This window comes from Deinococcus sp. AJ005, assembly GCF_009017495.1.
Taxonomy (GTDB): domain Bacteria; phylum Deinococcota; class Deinococci; order Deinococcales; family Deinococcaceae; genus Deinococcus.
Map to the genome: position 1 here is coordinate 2254722 of NZ_CP044990.1, position 17035 is coordinate 2271756.

The following is a 17035-nucleotide window of genomic DNA, read 5'->3' on the forward strand; positions in this document are numbered from 1 at the left end:
CTGGAGAGAGGTCTTTGGGAAACTTGATTTTGTTGTGGAGGAGGAAGGCCACCTCTCCCCCACTTCAGGCCAGTTCACCAATTGCTCAGTTGCCCTGCCGCCCGGTTTCCTCAGTCAGCGCACGCAGATTCGCCGCCAGATCGGGGCGGAGATCGCCCGCGTGATACCGCCAGGTCCAGTTGTGGTCCCCAGTGGTACCGGGCAGGTTCATGCGGTCGTCGGTGCCCAGGTTAAAGACATCCTGCAAGGGAACCACGGCCAGATTGGCGCGGCTCTCGAAGGCCAGACGCATCATCTGCGGTACGAAGGTGGTCTCGCTGGGGTCCGAGGACGTGTAGGTACGGAAATTGTGCTTCTCCAGTTCCTCGGCATGAACCCACCAGCCGCGCGTGGTGTCGTTGTCGTGGGTGCCGGTGTAGACCACCTGATTCTCGCGCAGGTTGTGGGGCAGGAAGTCGTTGACCGCGAAGTCGCCGCCCCCGAAGGCAAATTGCAACACCGCCATCCCTGGAAACTCGAAGTCGTCGCGCAGCTTCTCCACATCGGGGGTGATCACACCCAGATCCTCAGCGATGATCGGCAGTACACCTAGCGCGTCGCGCACGGCCTGGAACATCTCGTGTCCTAGCGCAGGCACCCAGCGCCCGTGCATGGCAGTGTCGGCGGGAAAGGGAATCTCCCAGGACGCCGCGAAGCCCCGAAAATGATCGATGCGGATCAGGTCGAACAGTTTGAGACTGCCCTTGAAGCGCTCGACCCACCACGCGAAGTTGTCCTTCTGCATGGCCTTCCAGTCGTACAGCGGGTTGCCCCAGAGTTGCCCGGTTTCACTGAAGTAGTCCGGCGGCACCCCGGCCACCACGGTGGGCTGGCCCTGTTCGTCAAAGTAGAACAGATCGCGGTTGGCCCAGGCGTCACTGCTGTCCATCGCCACGAAAATGGGAATATCGCCGATGACCTCAATGCCCCGCTCGCGGGCGTAGGCGCGGATGGCATTCCACTGGCGAAAGAACAGAAACTGGATGAACTTGGTGCGCTCGATGGTCACGTTCAGGTCGCTGCGGGCCAGTTCCAGCGCCTCTGGCTGGCGGTCCCGCACGGCAGGTTGCCAGGCGTTCCAGGGCAGCCCGCCGTGCGCGGCTTTCAGGGCGGTGAACAGCGCGTAGTCGTCCAGCCACCCAGATTCTTCGGCCTTGAATGCCTCAAAATCCGGGGTCAGGTGTTCAGCAAATCCGCCCACGAACGAGATGTAGGCGCGCTCCAGCATCTGGTTGCGCCAGATGTATTGCAGGCCGAAATCCACCCTGGCCGGGGCGAAAACGGGCGTGGCTGCAAAGTCAGTCTCGTGCAGCAGGCCCTCGCTCCGCAGGGTGGCCAGATCGATCAGGTACGGGTTGCCCGCGAACGCACTGAACGCCTGATAGGGGCTGTCGCCGTAACCGGTCGGCCCCAGCGGCATGACCTGCCAGTATTTCTGCCCCGCATCCGCGAGCCAGTCGATGAAGTTGCGCGCGTAGACGCCCAGTTCGCCAATGCCGTAGGGGCCGGGCAGGCTGGTGGGGTGCAGCAGAACGCCGCTGGAACGGGACAGGGTGAAGTGGGGCTGGGTCATACAGAAAACCTCCTGGGAGGGTGAGTGCGTTTGGAAGTGATTCCACAATCCTTGAACTGTGGCCAAATCAATACCGCCGAGGATAGTACACGCGCCGGGTCTGAAACCCGCCTTCAAAGGGACGGTCAAGACCGGCGGCACACGACTGCGCCCCCACCTCCTTGCCGGGGTGAGGGCGCACAGTCGATGAATTTACAAGAGGTCAGAGGCCGCGAATCATAGCCCTTACTTGGTCTTGGTGATCCGGTCCTGCGCGCCCGCCGCCAGACCAGGGTTGGCCTTGACGTAGGACACAGCGGTGTCCACATCCACCAGATTGGGCAATTGCAGCACGTTGGTGCCGTCCTTAAAGGCCACGAAGTTATCGCCGCCGCCTGCCAGGAACGAGTTCATGGTCACGCGGTAGGTCTTGGCAGGATCGATGGTCTCGCCACCGAGCTTGATGCTGGCTGCGTCCACCCGGCTGCCCTTGGCAGCGGTGCTGTCATAGCTGTAGGCAAAGCCCTTGCTGACCTGCAAGATGCGGCTGCTGGTCGCGTCAGGGTTGTCGAACTGCTGCTCCAGCAGGGTCTTGATCTGCGCGCCAGTCAGGTCCATGACCACCAGCGTGTTGCCGAAGGGCTGCACGGTGAACAGATCGCCAAAGGTGGCGGTATTGCCCGCCGCACTGGCCATCAGGTCCGCACGGATGCCGCCGGGGTTCATGAAAGCGATCACGGCCCCCTTGTCGGCGGTGGCGGCCAGTTGCGAGTCGGCGATCACGTCGCCCAGCGCGCTCTCGCCCGCCGCGTTGTTGGTCCGGCTGATGCTGGCGACGGCCAGGGTGCCCACCGGGGTGCCCTTCACGGCGTCGGTCAGTGTCTTGGCGCGGGTCAGGATGGCGGTCATGGCCGGGTCCTTGGGCAGCGTGCGGGTGTCCATGACCACGTTGGCGGCGCTGACCGAGAGCAGCTTGTGGTTGGCCTTATCGACAGTCAGGTCCAGGCGTTGCAGCAGGTGACCGTAATAGTCGCCCTGGATGACCACGCGGCCTCCCACCAGACAGTTGTAGCCCTGGTGGGTATGCCCGCTGACCACCGCTTTGATAGACGGGTCCAGCTTGTTCACGATGTCCACGATGGGGCCGGTCAGGGTGCCGCAGGCTGGCTCCGAGAAGCCGTCCTTGGCCGTGCCGCCCTGGTGGATCAGCACCACGATGGCGTCCACGTTCTGCTTTTTCAGTTCGGGAACGTACTTGTTGATGCTGCTGGCCTCGTCCAGAAAGTCCAGCGTCTTGATGCCGTCGGGGCTGACGATGCTGGGGGTGCCCTGAAGCACCGCGCCGATAAAGCCGATCTTCGCGCCGCCGATTTCCTGGACGGCGTATGGCTCGAAGACAGGCTTCCCGGTGGTCTTGTCCACCACGTTCGCGCCCAGCCACTTGAAGCCCGCAGCGGGGTAAGGGTTCTCGAACTTACAGGCCTTGGCCATGTCGTTGCTGTCGCAGCCGCCGTTTTGCATCCGCATCAGTTCCTTGAGGCCCTGATCGAACTCATGGTTGCCCAGCGAGCTGAACTTCATGCCCAGCTTGGTCATGGCGATGGTGCTGGGTTCGTCACGCAGCAGGCTGCTGGTGATGGGCGAGGCCCCGATCACGTCCCCAGCCCCCACGAAGATCAGGTTAGGATTCTTGGCCCGCTCCTGGTCCAGGTAGCCGCCGATGGCCTCGATCCCGCCCGCTTGCAGGCGAACCTGTTTGGTGGGGTCCTTGGGATCGGGAATCATCACCCCCGAAAAGTTGGTGGCTTCCAGGTTGCCGTGGAAGTCGTTGAGGCCCACCACCGTCACCGTTACCGGCTCTGCGGTTTTGGACATCATGCTGCACGAGGACAGCGTCAGGGCTGCGCCGATCAGAAAGAGATTTCTTTTCATGGGGGTCCATCATAAGCGCCTCTCATCCGCTGCGGATCAGGATCACAAAAACCAGCAGACCAGCACCAGACCTGGAATAGGGCCTGTCCGCTGATGCTGGACTGCGGCGATAGGCGGAACCATCCTGCATCTGGTCTGCCAGTTTGCTGAACCTGCGGGATAGAACGGGGCGGAAGGGCCAGAAAAAACTCCCCTCCCAGTTGGGAGAGGAGCGCAGGGGAGGTGGACGGGGTGGCCAACACTCCAGCTCAGGCAGGCGTAGCCACGCGGGTCACGCGGTCAATCACGGCCCGTACTGCCAGCCCGAATTCTTCTTCGGCGGCGTTTTGCCTGATGTTCAGCACGCAGCTCAGGCCCTGCACCGGATCACTCTGCGCGCCGCCGGGCCGGGGCTGGGACCGGGTTTGAGACTGCTGGGGCTGCTCGGACAGGTGCTGCCAGCCGATGGCCAGGGCGTACAGGTGACGCAGCACGCGCACAGACACCTCACGTTCCAGCGGCATCAGCGCCAGCAGACGCTCCAGATGCGCATTCAGGTTCTGATAGAAGTCCTGAAGCAGTTCCGGGCGGACCCGGCGGTCCAGGACCGTTCCCAGCAAAACCAGCAGGCGGCGCACCGACTCGGAATCCTGCCCGGCCTCCAGCAGCGCGTCGGCCAGTTGCGGTGGCGTGCGGGGGCCACGTTCTTCCAAGGTCGCGGCAGCGCGGGCGATCCAGGCGGCCAGATGGCCGTCTACCAGCGCCAGGAACAGTTCTTCCTTGGTGTCGAAATACAGATACAGGGTGCCTTTGGCAAGCTGTGCGGCGCTGGCCACCTGATTCATGCTCAGGTCCGCATAGGGGGTGGTGGTCCAGAGATCTTCAGCGGCGCACAGAATATCAGCCCGGCGCTGCTGCTTTTCAGCCAGACTGCGCGCGCGCATGGGACGAGGTGAATGAGTGGTCATGAGGGCTGAACATAGACTCCAGCACCGCCCCACCGCTGTTAAGTGCTTCACTCGCAGCCTTAATGGGGGTCCACTCAATGAATTGAGGAGGTTTGCCCAATGCCGCACAGGAGGCGTGCCCGAACCACACGGCGAAAGCTCCAGTGTTAAAAATTGAGCAGAGGTGGTGGGCAGATCGTGTCCGACGCACTCCGCCCTGTATTGGAGGCCCGTATCTAAAAGTCTAGCTGTGGAGACGGGTCTCTGGACAATCGACGTTCCACTGATCCGAGGCATAGACGAGGTGGCGTGAACTTGGGGCATGCATGACCGCACCGTGTATTCCTGATGTTGTGCGCTCCACGCAAGACGGTACCTGGCCTTCCACCCAGGCCAAAGCCGACAGCCGCCGCAATCCGTGTCAATCCATGAAGAGTTGCCGCGATCCCACGGCGGTGCAGGACCCTCTTCACGGGGGACCGTGCGGGATAGACTGCCCCTCATGATTGGAAAAACCTACACCACCATGCTCGGCGGGCGCGAGCTGAGCATCGAGACCGGCAAACTGGCCAAGCTGGTCAGCGGCAGCGTCACCCTGCGCTACGGCGACACCATGCTGCTGGTCACCGCCCAGGCCCGCGACGACAAAAGCACGCTGGATTTCCTGCCGCTGACCGTGGAATTCGAGGAACGCCACTACGCCGTGGGCAAGATTCCGGGATCGTTTCACCGCCGCGAGGGCCGCCCCGGCGAGAAGGCCATTCTGGGCGCACGCATCACGGACCGCCAAATTCGCCCGCTGTTCCCCAAGACCTACCGCCATGAAACCCAGGTGATCATCACCGTGATCAGCGCCGACGGTCAGAACTCGCCGGACGTGCTGGGACCCGTGGGTGCCTCGGCGGCCCTGAGCCTGAGCGACATTCCGTGGGCTGGCCCAACCGCCTGCGTGCGCGTGGGCCAGATTGACGGCCAGTACGTCATCAACCCCACCGTGGAGCAACTGGCCCGCAGCCCTATGGACCTCGTGGTGGCCGGAACCCGTGACGCCGTGATGATGGTGGAAGCCGGGGCGCACAACGCCAGCGAAGACGATCTGGTGGGGGCCATCGAGTTCGCCCACGCCGAGATGCAGGGCGTCATTTCGCTGATCGAGACCATGCGCGAGGAGATGGGCCAGGAGAAATTCAACTTCCTGGAAGAAACCGACCTGACCACTGATCTGGTCCCTGAACTGACCGAGAAGGCCAAGGCGGGCGGCCTGAAGGACGCGCTGCTGACCGTCAAGAAAAAGGAGCGCAGCGCCCGCACCAAGGCCCTGCGCGACGACATCATCGCCGGGTACGAGCCTGATCCCGACGCCGAGGGCGCGAAGGAACGCATCACTGCCCTCAAGAACGCCTTCAACAAGGTGGAGAAGAAAGAACTGCGCCGCCTGATTCTGGAAGATGACATGCGCGCCGATGGCCGCGATTCCAAAACCGTGCGCCCCATCTGGATTGAGGCCCGGCCCCTGCCCCGCGCCCACGGCAGCGCCATTTTCACGCGCGGCGAGACGCAGGTGCTGGGCGTGGCGACGCTGGGCACCGAGCGTGACGAGATTCTGGTGGACGACCTGACCGCCGAGACGGGCGACAAGTTCATGCTGCACTACAACTTCCCGCCGTACTCCACGGGCGAGGTCAAGCGCATGGGCGGGCAGTCGCGCCGCGAGATCGGTCACGGCAACCTCGCCAAGCGGGCCATCCGCGCCGTGCTGCCCAGCTTTGAAGAGTTCCCGTATGTCATCCGCATCGTGGGTGAAGTGCTGGAATCCAACGGCTCATCTTCAATGGCCACCGTGTGCGCCGGAACGCTGGCGCTGATGGACGCGGGCGTGCCGATCAAGGCCCCGGTGGCCGGGGTGGCGATGGGTCTGGTCATGGAGGGCGACAAGTACCGCGTCCTGACTGACATCCTGGGCCTGGAAGACGCGCTGGGCGACATGGACTTCAAAGTCTGCGGCACCGCAGAGGGCGTCACCGCGCTGCAAATGGACATCAAAGTGGGCGGCATCACCCCGCAGATCATGCGTGAGGCGCTGGCGCAGGCCCGCGACGGACGCCTGCACATCCTGGGCAAGATGGCCGAGGTGCTGGCCGCGCCGCGCCCGGAACTGTCCCCCACCGCGCCGCGCATCATTTCCCTGAAGATCAACCCCGAACTGATCGGCAAGGTCATCGGGCCGGGCGGCAAGCAGATCCGCGAGCTGGAAGCGATGGGCGCGCAGATCACCGTGGAGGAGGACGGCACCGTGCGCGTGTTCAGCGCCGAGAGTGCGTCTGCCGAGGCCGTGCGCGACCGCATCATGAGCATCACCCGTGAAGCGAAAGCGGGCGAAGAATTTGACGGCACGGTGGTCAAGACCACGCTGTTCGGGGCATTCATCAACCTGTATCCCGGTCAGGACGGCATGCTGCACATCTCGCAGATGTCCGAGGAACGCGTCAACGCCGTGGAAGACGTGATGAACGTGGGCGACAAGCTGCGCGTGAAGATCGTGGCGGTGGATGATCGGGGCAAGATCGACCTGATCCGCCCCGAGCTGGAAGATAAGATCGCCCCTCGTGAAGCGCGTCCGCCGCGTTCTGGTGGTGGCGACAGGGGCGGAAGGCCTCCCCGCCGGGACTGAGGGAAAGGGTCGGGGCTTCCTGGCCTTGCTTGAAAGATAGGAGAGAAAAGAGCCACCCCAATCACAGAGGTGGCTCTTTTTTATTGGTTTGCGGGCTGATCTATAAAACTCGCACCGCGCCCCATTCTCACCGACTCGCAATCTTGGTCCGGCGCTCCAACTGATCCGTGAACAGCGTCAGCACGGTGGTCAGGGCCAGATACACCACGGCCACGGTGGTCAGCACTGGGATGGGCTGGAAGCTTTCCGAGCTGACACGCGATCCGGCCAACGTGAGTTCCAGCAGGGCGATGCTGGACGCCAGCGAGGAATCCTTGAGCAGCGCCACGATGTTGTTGACCAGAGGCGGCACCACGATCCGCAGCGCCTGCGGCAGCACCACGGTGGTCATGGTCTGCGCGCCGCTGAGGCCCAGGCTGCGGGCCGCCTCGGTCTGGCCGCGCGCAATCGCCATGATGCCTGCGCGGATCACCTCGGCATTGTACGCACCCACATTCAGCGACAGGGCGATCACGGCAGACCAGAATTCATCCAGTTGCAGGTTGATGCCGATGGCCGCCAGGATGCCGGGCAGCGCGTTGTACACGAACAGAATCTGCACCAGCAGCGGCGTGCCGCGCACCAACCAAATAAAGAAGTTGGCGGGCGCACGGACCCAGGCGTTTTCGCTGGTCTTCTGAATCCCCGCGATCATGCCGATCACCAGCCCGATCAGGCCGCTGACCACCGTGAGCTGCACGGTGACGCGCGCGCCCTCTGCAAACAGATCGGCGCGCGGGCCAATCGGATCGGGCATCAGGCGCAGGACGAAGGTGATCACGAAAAACAGGGCCAGGAAGGCAGCTACCGCCCCCAGCAGCCACAGGAAGATGGACGGGCCGCCTGCTGCGGGAGGACGAAAGGCTTTCGGCGCGGTCATATGCGGCGCTCTGGCAGCAGGGGCAGACGGGGACGAGAGCTGAGTTTCATTTCGCCGATGATGCCACAGGTCACGTTCGCCGTCGCAAATTCGTTCAGGTGCACCCGCTCTGGCAAAGCCAGCGACACCAAAAAAGCTGCACCCCCGATCGGAGGTGCAGCCTTGAAAGGTCCTACTCTGAGAGTGCTTGGTTGGGAGAGTGCTTAGTTGGGGCGGCGGGCGGCGACGTTGGTCACAGGGGTGGTGGCTGCGCTGCGCGCACCGAACACACTTGCCAGCAGGGTCAGTCCAGCCACCAGCAACCAGCCCCAGCCTGCCGTGCTGGCCGCGCCACGGGCAGCAGCTTCAGCGTTCTTGGCGGCCTGCTCGGCCTGCTTCTGAATGCGGTCCACCGACTTGTTCACCTCGGTCTGCACTTCGGTGGCCTGGGCGTTGCTCAGCCCCTGGCGCTCCAGACGGGTCACGAACTGCGGGCCGCTCAGGGCCTTCTTGATCGAGTCCACGCGGGCCGTGGCAAAGTCACCGATGTTGGTCAGGTCCACGTCGCCCAGATCGTTGCTGGCGCGGCGCACGATGCCAGAGATCACGTTGGCGCTGGCAGTGACCTGCTCCTGATCCAGATTGGTGTTGTCGGCAATCAGCCCTTCGGCGTCGGCAGGGGTGATGCCGTTGAAGAAGCTCTGGATGCCAGGCACCTGCGCGCCGCCCACACCAGCAGCAGCAGTGGCCGTGGCAGCCGTACCCACCAGACCGCCGATGGCGCTGGTGGCCGTACCGACGATGCGCGAGGCGCTGTTGAAGGCGAACAGGGTGGTCAGCAGCACCAGCACGCTGCCCATCACCAGGCCGGTCAGGCCCGCGTCGTCACTGGTCATGGCGGCCACACCGTCGCGGCTGGCCGGAGCGTTGGAGCGCACGGCAGTCAGGCCCGCCAGATACGCGCCCACCAGCGCGGCGATACCCGTCCAGATGGCGGCGGCAATGCCAACGCCGCTCAGGCTCAGGCCAGTCAGGGCGGTGATGACCAGACCCAGCGCGATGATGGTGAGGATAGAGACGAGTCCAACCACCAGACCGGCGATGATGCCGCGCCAGGAAAGTCGGTGGGAATTGAAGTCACGGTTCAGGGTCATACTTACTCCTTGTGCGCCCGACTGGGGAATATGGGGCCAGCCCAGCGCCGCGCTCCCGAACCGTTGTGGTTGTGGGGAACGCCTTTCATGTCCCCCAACTTAACCGTCCCGGCCAGAACAGCGTGCATTCCTACACTTAACGTGCTGCTCATATGAAAACGTCGTGTGGAACAGCGAAACACTGTGTTGAGAATGGCTTAAAGAAGAAGCATGAAAAAAGGGATGAGTGCATCTGACTCTCATCCCTTTTCATATCTGGGCGTTTAGACGAAAGCGCTGAGTCCGGTGATGGCGCGGCCCACCACCAGCGTGTTGATCTCGTTGGTGCCCTCGTAGGAATAGATCGCCTCAGTGTCGGCGAAATGCTTGGCGACGCCATATTCCAGCAGGATGCCGTTGCCGCCGAAGGTTTCGCGGGCAAAGGCTACCGTTTCGCGGCATCGGGCGGCAGTAAAGACCTTGGCCAGCGCGGCGTGTTCGTCCTTCATGTCGCCGCCATCCGCCATGTGGCTCAGGCGCAGGCACAGCGCGAACATGCTGGTCACGTTGCCCAGCATATGCACCAGATGGTTCTGGATGAGCTGGAATTCACCGATACGCTTGCCGAACTGCTCGCGTTCCTGGCTGTATTTCACGGCCAGTTCATACGCGCCCATCGCGCAGCCCACGCCCTGCCACGCCACGCCCGCGCGGGTCAGTTTCAGGACTTCCGCCGTGGTGCGCCAGCCCTGCACGTTCTGAAGGCGGTCACTGTCCGGCACGCGGCAGTCGTCCAGGGTGATCAGGCCGTTTTCCACGATCCGCAGGGCGATCTTGCCCTCAATCTTCTCGACGCTGTAGCCCGGCGTTCCGGCGCGCACGATGAAGCCGCGCACCTCCTGGGTATCCACGTCACGCGCCCACACCACGGTCATGTCGCTGAAGGTGGAGTTGCCGATCCACTTCTTCTGCCCGCGCAGGGTCCAACTGTCGCCGTCGCGCTTGCAGGTGGTCCGCATGCCCTGGCTGACCTGCGAGCCACCCTCGGGTTCGGTCAGGCCGAACGCGCCGATGGCCTCGAAATCCATCATCTTGGGCAGCCATTCCGCCTTCTGCACGTCATCGCCGCCCAGCGCGACGCTGGCGAAGGCCAGACCCGCATGGACGCCAAAGAACACCGCCGTGGACACGTCCACTTTGCAGCCTTCCAGCGTGATCAGCCCTTCAATGACGGTGGCGTTGGGTTTGCGGCTGCCGTCCTCGTTCCAGATTTTACGCAGCAGGTCCAGCTTTCGCAGTTCGGGGATGATCTGCTGCGGGAATTCGTCGCGGCTCCAGTGTTCGTTCATGATTGGGGCAACGTGATCGTGCATGAATTTGCGCGTCACCATCGCCACCTCGCGCTCCTCGCCGGTCAGGGTGTCCATCTGGCCGTAGAAGTCGCCGTTGGCCTCGGGCAGTTCCCTGGCCTTGTCTTCTTTGCCGCCCGCCAGCATGCGCGTCAGTTGCTTGAGCTGGCCCTCGCTCATGCCTGACGCGGCGTTCAGCAGGGCGGGCAGGTCCACCTTCTGGCTCAGGCGGCCCAGGGCGTCCATGTCGATCTGCGCGAGCAGGGCCATCGGATTGGGGGCAGATTTGGTCATACATCTTTGTACCGCGTTCAGCATTTTCCGACAGGGTGAAAGCGCCCAGCCCCATGTTCACCGATCCTTTAGGGCCAGGAGGCAGGGCGAACGGGTAACATGGACCCATGACCGCCTCTGCCGAGCGGCCCACCCGCCCGCTGGCCGCCAAGCCCGGCGGGTACGTGGAGCTGGCGCGCTATTCCAGCCTGTCCCGGTTCTGGGCGCTGCTGGGGGGCGCTGTGCGGGCAGACCGCAGCGTCAGCACCGTGCGCGGTGACCCGCCAGAGGTCTGCCGCCGCCGGATCACCGGGTATACCCTGCCCAACGCCTCCATTTTTCTGGACACGTCCCGGTTGCTCAAGGAGTTGGAGGACGGCTTTGAACCGCATCCAGCGCTGGTGGACCTGCTGTCTGGCGATCCCTTCCCACTACGCGCCGAACTGAACGCCCATTTTGAATTGCGCGCCAATTTCGTGATCGCCTTCACCGCCCGCCGCGACCTGATCGCCCGCCCCGAATTCCGTTTCACCCCTATCGTGCAGGGCCTGAGCAGCCTGCCGGACGGCCTACCGCTGGACGCAAGGCGGTTGGGGCGAGATGAGTTGCATCTGCTGTTGCAGCGGGCGTGCGGGGTGGCGTAGGGGCGCTCGCCGCGCCGTCTAAAGGTCAAAAAGTCTAACCGTCTAACCGCCAGAAAATTCCGGCATCTTTTGTAGGTTGACCGTTCGACGGTTTGACCCTCTTCACCTCTGTGGCATCGGCGGCAACTCCGGCGACTCTGCCCACAACCGTAGCGCCGCCTCTGCCTTTGCTCCCAGACGCGTGCGAGTGTAGGTCAGCAGATCGGCGGTGGTCACAGGCTGAGCCGAGAACCCAGAGACCCAGCCGCGCAAGTACGCCTTAAAAGCCGCGTCGTCCACGGTCACACGAACGGCTTGCAAGGCCAGCGCACCCCGGATATACGCGGTGGTGTCGAACAGTTGAGATTCGGTGGTGGCAACGAGCGGGCGGGTCTGGCTGCGGCCCACGCGGGCGTACCAGCCGCGCACCATGTCATCCCCAGTTTCGCCCTGCGCCTGCGCCCACAGCAGTTCGGCATAGGTGGCGAAGCCCTCGTTGAGCCAGACCCCGGACCAGTCGGCCAGGACCACGCGGTCCCCAAACCATTGGTGGGCGGTTTCGTGAACCAGCACGCGCACGTTGCTGGACGTGACCGGCATGGTGGACAGCGTGGCCGTCTCCAGCGCCGGAATGCGCGGCGTAACGATGGCCGAGCCGTAGGCGCTGAAGGGGTACGGTCCAAACCAGTCGGTCAGCACTCTTAGAATCTCGCCCGTGGAGACGTAGGCGTCGCGCGTATCAGCCAGGACACCGACAGGGAAGTAATCGCGCCGGATCACGTCTGCGCCGCCCTTCCCCACCGGGACGGCAGCGGAATCCACGCGCTCGAAGCGGTTGACGTGAACCGCCAGCGCATAGGTGGGAATCGGCTGCACCTGCTCGAAGGTGAAGGTGCGTCCCCCATCTGACGCAGCAATCTCGGAAAGCTGCACGCCGCTGGCCGCCGCCGTATATCCGGCGGGAACGGTGATGCGGGTGGTAAAGGTGGCCGGGTCAGACGGGTGATCGTTGACGGGCAAGAAGGTGCGCGTGCCGTCCGGTTCGCTGAGGGTGAAGTTCGCGCCTACCCGCCCACCCGCTGCCGGGACTGCCTGCCAGCCCACGTTGATCGGCAGGTCCGGGTCAGGCCGCACCCCCACCTGTCCGGCAAAGCGCACCATCACTTCGGCGCGCGTGCCGGGAAGCAGAGGCTGGGGCGGCTCGACGGTCAGCTTGCCCACTGTCTGATCGTGCCGGTAGGGGGCGAGCAGGCCATTCCAGCGCACCTCCAGCACCTGCGGCCCCAGGAAATCCAGATTCAGCATGGGCAACGGCTTGGTGGCAGTGACCGTCAGAACCACCGTGCCGCGCAGCTCTGATGTGCCGGGACGGTCCACGGTCAGGTCCAGATCATAATTCAATACGTCCAGCCCGGCCTGCCCCAGTGCCGGGAAGATCGAGTCTCCAATCGGCTCTGCCGCGACTGAAGCCGAGAGCGGCGGCAGCGTGGGAACAATGGTAGGAATGACCGCCTGCCCCTGAACGCCAGTGAAGAGCGTCAGAGCCAGCAGACCAGAAAGCCTCCAGCAAGAGCCGACAGCGGTGCGGGCCATGCCTGTGAACCTCAACTTAGATCGGGTAATAGGCGCGCGGCTGGCCCTTCACGAAGTCTCTGGTGGGCACCCAGATCAGGGGGTTGCGCTCCTCGATCTCGGGCGGGGGGCCGTAACGCACCAGCATCTCCACCTCTGCAAACGGCACCCAGCGGATGCCCACCACTTCGGGATCGGTGGGGTTCAGTTCGCCGGAAAAGGTGGCGGTGAAGCGCCCGAAGTTGGCGTAACACTCATTGCGAGTGCCGGTCAGCAACTCGCCTTCCAGCAGACTCAGGAAAACCAGATCGGTGACGGTCAGGCCCGTTTCCACCAGCACCTGCCGCACGGCGGCGTCGCCCAGCGTCTCACCAGGATGGGCCTTGCCGCCGGGCAGGCCGTAGAAGATGCTGCCGTCGTCCATACGTTCCTCGACCAGCAGCAGCTTGCCGTCCTGGACCAGATACACATGCGCGGCGCGCTTGACGGGCAGGGTACGCGACAGGTGGCTCATAGAAGAACCGGGGCGAAGGGGCGGTGGGTGCGCGGCAGGCGGGTCATGTGCAGCGCAGTCTAGCGGAGACCTGCCGCGTGAGGCGGGTCTCAAGGAATTGTCTGTTCTGGAGGGGTGGGGTGGGCACGAAGCGTTACGGTCCTCCTGGCCTGCTTTAGGCCACAATGCGCGGTGATGACAGTAGACGGCGGGAACCAGGAACAGTGGGCGCAGACCGCCATGTTCACCGCCTCGGAGGTGGAGACGCAAACGGGCGTGCCCGCCGCCACACTGCGGCAGTGGGAGCGGCGCTACGGCTTCCCGCGCCCGGTCCGTGATGCCAACGGCTACCGCCTGTATTCGCCCGGAGACGTGCGCGATATCGGCATCATGCTGGAGCATCAGCGGCGCGGGGTGGGTGCCAAACTGGCGGCAGAATTGACCCTGCGCGGGGTGGCGGTGGGCCACGCCGGAAAACCACCGCCTGTACCCGTGCCGCAGCGCGCGCCCCACCGTCCCCCGATGGATGTGCCTGGGCTGGCCCACGCGCTGGCACAGGCGCTGATCGCCGCCGACAACACGCGGGCCGGGGACCTGCTGGCCGAGGCCCACGCCCAGTTGCCCGTGGAAGAGGTCATGACGCACGTGATGTCCCCGGCCCTGGTGGAGATTGGGGCGCTCTGGGCAGGCGGCGAGATCACCATTGCCCACGAGCGCGCCGCCAGCCATTACCTGCGCTCACGGCTGTCGGCACTCATGGAAATCGCGGGGGGCGAGGAAGGCCAGGGCGGCAGCTTCGGTCCCCTGGTGGTGGCCGCCTGCGCGCCAGGAGAGCAGCACGAATTGGGTCTGATGATGCTCACGATGGCCCTGCGCCGCCGGGGGGTGCGGGTGGCCTATCTGGGCGCAAACGTGCCGCTGGGCGACCTGACCACCTTTGCCCATGAGCGGCAGGCGCAGGCCATCCTGCTGGGGGTCAACGGCGAATGGGCCTTGCAGGGCTGGGTGGCCGGGGACTGGAACGGCAAGAGCTGGGTGGCCGATACCTCCTCGCCGGAAGACCCATTGACGCACGCGGCGGGAAAAGGGCGGGTGCTGAACGGCGCAGGCAGAGCTTCGGCGTCCAGAACACCCATCCTGCAACGGCTGGGGCTGCCCGTGTTTCTGGGCGGCGCGCTGATGAACGCCCGCCCCGAACTGGCCGCCGAACTGGGCGGCATCTATGCTGGACCCGACGCCACAGTGGCCACAGCCATCATTTCTGAGGCGCTGGACCACGCCTCACAGGCTGTGCCGGACTCAGGCCAGAAACCCACACCAAATTAGAACCTGAAATCAGACCAGGAAGGAGAACAACCATGAAGATACTCGTGACCGGGGGAACCGGATTTGTTGGGCAGGCTGTTGTGAAGGAACTCGTCTCGCGCGGCCATCAGGTCTGGGCAGGCAGCCGCGAGGGCAAGGAGGGCGGTGCGGGGCAGGCCGTCAAACTGGACGTGACCGATCCCGCCAGCGTGCTGGCCGCCGTGGCAAAGGTGGACCCCGATGCCGTGGTCCATCTGGTGGGCATCATCACCGAGAAGGGCGCGCAGACCTTTCAGGCCGTACATGTGGAGGGCACGCGGCATGTGTTGGCCGCCGTGCCACGCGGCGCACGTTATATCCACATGAGCGCGCTGGGGGCCGATGTGGACAGCGCCAGCGGCTACAGCGCCAGCAAGGGCCGCGCCGAGGCCTTGGTCAAGAGCAGTGGCCTGCGCTACACCATCTTTGAACCCAGCCTGATCTTCGGTCTGGGCGACGACTTTTTTGGGCGGGTGCTGCGGGAACTGGTCAGCGTGGCCCCCATCGTGCCGCAGATCGGCGACGGCAGCTTTCCATTCCGGCCCGTCAGCGTGCAGGACGTGACGCAGGCATTCGCCGGGGCCGCCGAGTCGGACACCGGCGTGGGCGAGACCTACGCCCTGACCGGCCCAGAGGAATACACCTTCCGGCAGTTGCTGGAAATGGAACTGAGCGCACTGGGCAAGAAGAAACCCATCGTGCCCGTGCCGATTGTGCTGATGAATCTGGCCGTGCCGATGATGAACCTGCTGCCCAACCCGCCGATCACCAAAGACCAGTACGCCATGCTCAAGGAGGGCAACACCGCCCCCAACGAGCCAGCAAAAACGGTCTTTGACCTGCCCATGCTGAAGCTGCCGGAGCATCTACCGCAGATCGTGGCGGCGGCGAAGAACTAGGTGAGATCGGGAAAAACGTCGTCATCTGCGCGCTTTCCCCGCAGTCTCTGACCCTTCCCCATCAAAGTTGATCCCCATGCAGTGGGGGTGGTGTACCCCCAGAGCGCCCTTTGACCCCCTCGTTTCGACTGTTCATTGCCCCTTTTCAACGCATAGCATGGCAGTCAGATGATCGATCCTGCCGCGCCCCCGAACGAATCTCCGAATCTGGGCCGACACGTTCACGTTCTGTCCTCCGAAGCCCTTCAACCCGGCCCTGCCACGGTTACCGAATATCCCGTCGGCTTTACGGGCACGGCGGGCGAGTATTTCCGGCTGTGGATCGTGAATATCGCGCTGACCTTCGTGACGCTGGGGCTGTATCTGCCGTGGGCACGCGTTCGCAACCGGCAGTATTTTTACGGCCACACCTGGGTGGACGGCCAGAACTTCGAGTACCGCGCCAATCCGGCGGCGCTGCTGCGCGGTTACCTGATCGTGGCGGCGCTGTTCGTGGCCTACGCGGTTTCGGGGCAATTCGAGCGGACGCAGTGGGTGGCGGCAGTGCTGGCCGTGGTCTATGGGGTTGGCTACCCGGTGCTGGTGCGCCAGTCCATGCGCTTTCAGGCGGTCAACACGGTTCACCGGGGCCTGCGCTTCCGCTTTCACGGCACCACGGGCGGCGCATACGTGGCCTACATGCTGGCCAATTTTGTGGCAAGCCTTTCCTTCGGGCTGGCGCTGCCTTGGGCGTGGTACATGCAGCGGCGCTATCAGGTAGAGGGTCTGGCCTACGGCTCGGCGCGTGCCACATTCCGGGGCGATGTCGGCCCCTTTTACCTGATCGGCCTGACCGCGCTGGGTCTGACCATCGCGGGCGGTGTGGTGATCGGCATCCCGCTGGTGGCGCTGGCGGCCACGCTGCTGGGCAGCTTCGATTTCGCCGACATCAACCTGGCGAATCTGGCGGCCTCCGCGCCGTTTCTGGCAGCGGCAGCGGCTGGCTATCTGGCGGTGCTGGTCCTGTATGTGGTGGGCTGGCAATACGTGCGCGGCGCGACGATGGTTTACGTTCTGAACAACATGGAACTGGGCGGCGTGATCCGCACGCGGGCCACCTTCAGCCCCTGGCGGCTGGTGTGGATCAGCGTGACCAACAGCGCCGCGCGGGTGCTGACATTGGGGCTGGCCTCGCCGTGGGCGGCGGTGCGCCAGAACCGCTATGTGCTGGGCGGCCTGACCGTGCGCGCCATCGCCCCGCTGGACGACTTCGCGGCGGGGGTGGGCGGCGAAACCTCAGCGTTTGGCGAGGCGGCCACCGAACTGCTGGACATTCAGGTGGGCTTCTAGCG

13 protein-coding genes are annotated in these 17035 nt (G+C 64.3%); 5 read left to right on the forward strand and 8 right to left on the reverse strand.

All coding sequences use genetic code 11. The features are described 5' to 3' along the window. Positions 1-85: 85 nt before the first annotated feature. From malQ to DAAJ005_RS12850, 3 genes are all read right to left on the reverse strand, one after another. Positions 86-1612, reverse strand: a complete 1527-nt coding sequence (malQ, locus tag DAAJ005_RS12840) for a 4-alpha-glucanotransferase (RefSeq protein WP_151847456.1) — start codon at positions 1610-1612, stop codon at positions 86-88. 225 nt (positions 1613-1837) lie between these two features. Further along, positions 1838-3523, reverse strand: a complete 1686-nt coding sequence (locus DAAJ005_RS12845; protein ID WP_151847457.1) for a bifunctional UDP-sugar hydrolase/5'-nucleotidase — start codon at positions 3521-3523, stop codon at positions 1838-1840. 248 nt (positions 3524-3771) lie between these two features. Next, positions 3772-4446: a TetR/AcrR family transcriptional regulator gene (locus DAAJ005_RS12850; RefSeq protein ID WP_226342416.1), complete on the reverse strand. Its 675-nt coding sequence runs from the start codon at positions 4444-4446 to the stop codon at positions 3772-3774. Between the two features lie 505 nt (positions 4447-4951). On the opposite strand from DAAJ005_RS12850, the gene pnp reads away from it, so the two are divergent. Next, complete coding sequence (gene pnp / locus DAAJ005_RS12855; protein ID WP_151847459.1) at positions 4952-7120, forward strand: polyribonucleotide nucleotidyltransferase; 2169 nt, start codon at positions 4952-4954, stop codon at positions 7118-7120. 127 nt (positions 7121-7247) lie between these two features. Here the strand turns inward: pnp and DAAJ005_RS12860 are convergent, their stop codons facing one another. From DAAJ005_RS12860 to DAAJ005_RS12870, 3 genes are all read right to left on the reverse strand, one after another. After that, the gene (locus tag DAAJ005_RS12860; protein ID WP_151847460.1) at positions 7248-8039 is read right to left on the reverse strand and encodes an amino acid ABC transporter permease; all 792 of its coding nucleotides are present in this window, start codon (positions 8037-8039) and stop codon (positions 7248-7250) included. 203 nt (positions 8040-8242) lie between these two features. Continuing rightward, on the reverse strand, positions 8243-9172 hold the full coding sequence (locus DAAJ005_RS12865) for a hypothetical protein (protein WP_151847461.1): 930 nt from the start codon (positions 9170-9172) through the stop codon (positions 8243-8245). Between the two features lie 263 nt (positions 9173-9435). Beyond that, complete coding sequence (locus DAAJ005_RS12870; RefSeq protein WP_151847462.1) at positions 9436-10794, reverse strand: acyl-CoA dehydrogenase family protein; 1359 nt, start codon at positions 10792-10794, stop codon at positions 9436-9438. 107 nt (positions 10795-10901) lie between these two features. Between DAAJ005_RS12870 and DAAJ005_RS12875 the strand changes: the two genes are divergently transcribed. After that, the gene (locus DAAJ005_RS12875; protein WP_151847463.1) at positions 10902-11417 is read left to right on the forward strand and encodes a hypothetical protein; all 516 of its coding nucleotides are present in this window, start codon (positions 10902-10904) and stop codon (positions 11415-11417) included. Positions 11418-11519: 102 nt separating this feature from the next. On the opposite strand, the gene DAAJ005_RS12880 is transcribed toward DAAJ005_RS12875, so the two are convergent. Then, entirely contained in the window at positions 11520-12989 is a 1470-nt protein-coding gene (locus tag DAAJ005_RS12880) for a M1 family metallopeptidase (protein ID WP_151847464.1), read from the reverse strand. Positions 12990-13005: 16 nt separating this feature from the next. Further along, positions 13006-13482: an NUDIX domain-containing protein gene (locus tag DAAJ005_RS12885; RefSeq protein WP_151847465.1), complete on the reverse strand. Its 477-nt coding sequence runs from the start codon at positions 13480-13482 to the stop codon at positions 13006-13008. 174 nt (positions 13483-13656) lie between these two features. Between DAAJ005_RS12885 and DAAJ005_RS12890 the strand changes: the two genes are divergently transcribed. From DAAJ005_RS12890 to DAAJ005_RS12900, 3 genes are all read left to right on the forward strand, one after another. Further along, entirely contained in the window at positions 13657-14787 is a 1131-nt protein-coding gene (locus DAAJ005_RS12890; protein ID WP_151847466.1) for a B12-binding domain-containing protein, read from the forward strand. Between the two features lie 32 nt (positions 14788-14819). Next, the gene (locus tag DAAJ005_RS12895) at positions 14820-15704 is read left to right on the forward strand and encodes a complex I NDUFA9 subunit family protein (RefSeq protein WP_151847467.1); all 885 of its coding nucleotides are present in this window, start codon (positions 14820-14822) and stop codon (positions 15702-15704) included. A 168-nt stretch (positions 15705-15872) separates the two neighbouring features. Continuing rightward, entirely contained in the window at positions 15873-17033 is a 1161-nt protein-coding gene (locus DAAJ005_RS12900; protein WP_151847468.1) for a YjgN family protein, read from the forward strand. Positions 17034-17035 lie beyond the last annotated feature (2 nt).

Excerpts from the sequence above, each read along its gene's own strand:
- malQ (WP_151847456.1), bottom strand. The coding sequence starts at position 1,612 with ATGACCCAGCCCCACTTCACCCTGTCCCGTTCCAGCGGCGTTCTGCTG.
- DAAJ005_RS12845 (WP_151847457.1), bottom strand. The coding sequence starts at position 3,523 with ATGAAAAGAAATCTCTTTCTGATCGGCGCAGCCCTGACGCTGTCCTCG.
- DAAJ005_RS12850 (WP_226342416.1), bottom strand. The coding sequence starts at position 4,446 with ATGCGCGCGCGCAGTCTGGCTGAAAAGCAGCAGCGCCGGGCTGATATT.
- pnp (WP_151847459.1), top strand. The coding sequence starts at position 4,952 with ATGATTGGAAAAACCTACACCACCATGCTCGGCGGGCGCGAGCTGAGC.
- DAAJ005_RS12860 (WP_151847460.1), bottom strand. The coding sequence starts at position 8,039 with ATGACCGCGCCGAAAGCCTTTCGTCCTCCCGCAGCAGGCGGCCCGTCC.
- DAAJ005_RS12865 (WP_151847461.1), bottom strand. The coding sequence starts at position 9,172 with ATGACCCTGAACCGTGACTTCAATTCCCACCGACTTTCCTGGCGCGGC.
- DAAJ005_RS12870 (WP_151847462.1), bottom strand. The coding sequence starts at position 10,794 with ATGACCAAATCTGCCCCCAATCCGATGGCCCTGCTCGCGCAGATCGAC.
- DAAJ005_RS12875 (WP_151847463.1), top strand. The coding sequence starts at position 10,902 with ATGACCGCCTCTGCCGAGCGGCCCACCCGCCCGCTGGCCGCCAAGCCC.
- DAAJ005_RS12880 (WP_151847464.1), bottom strand. The coding sequence starts at position 12,989 with ATGGCCCGCACCGCTGTCGGCTCTTGCTGGAGGCTTTCTGGTCTGCTG.
- DAAJ005_RS12885 (WP_151847465.1), bottom strand. The coding sequence starts at position 13,482 with ATGAGCCACCTGTCGCGTACCCTGCCCGTCAAGCGCGCCGCGCATGTG.
- DAAJ005_RS12890 (WP_151847466.1), top strand. The coding sequence starts at position 13,657 with ATGACAGTAGACGGCGGGAACCAGGAACAGTGGGCGCAGACCGCCATG.
- DAAJ005_RS12895 (WP_151847467.1), top strand. The coding sequence starts at position 14,820 with ATGAAGATACTCGTGACCGGGGGAACCGGATTTGTTGGGCAGGCTGTT.
- DAAJ005_RS12900 (WP_151847468.1), top strand. The coding sequence starts at position 15,873 with ATGATCGATCCTGCCGCGCCCCCGAACGAATCTCCGAATCTGGGCCGA.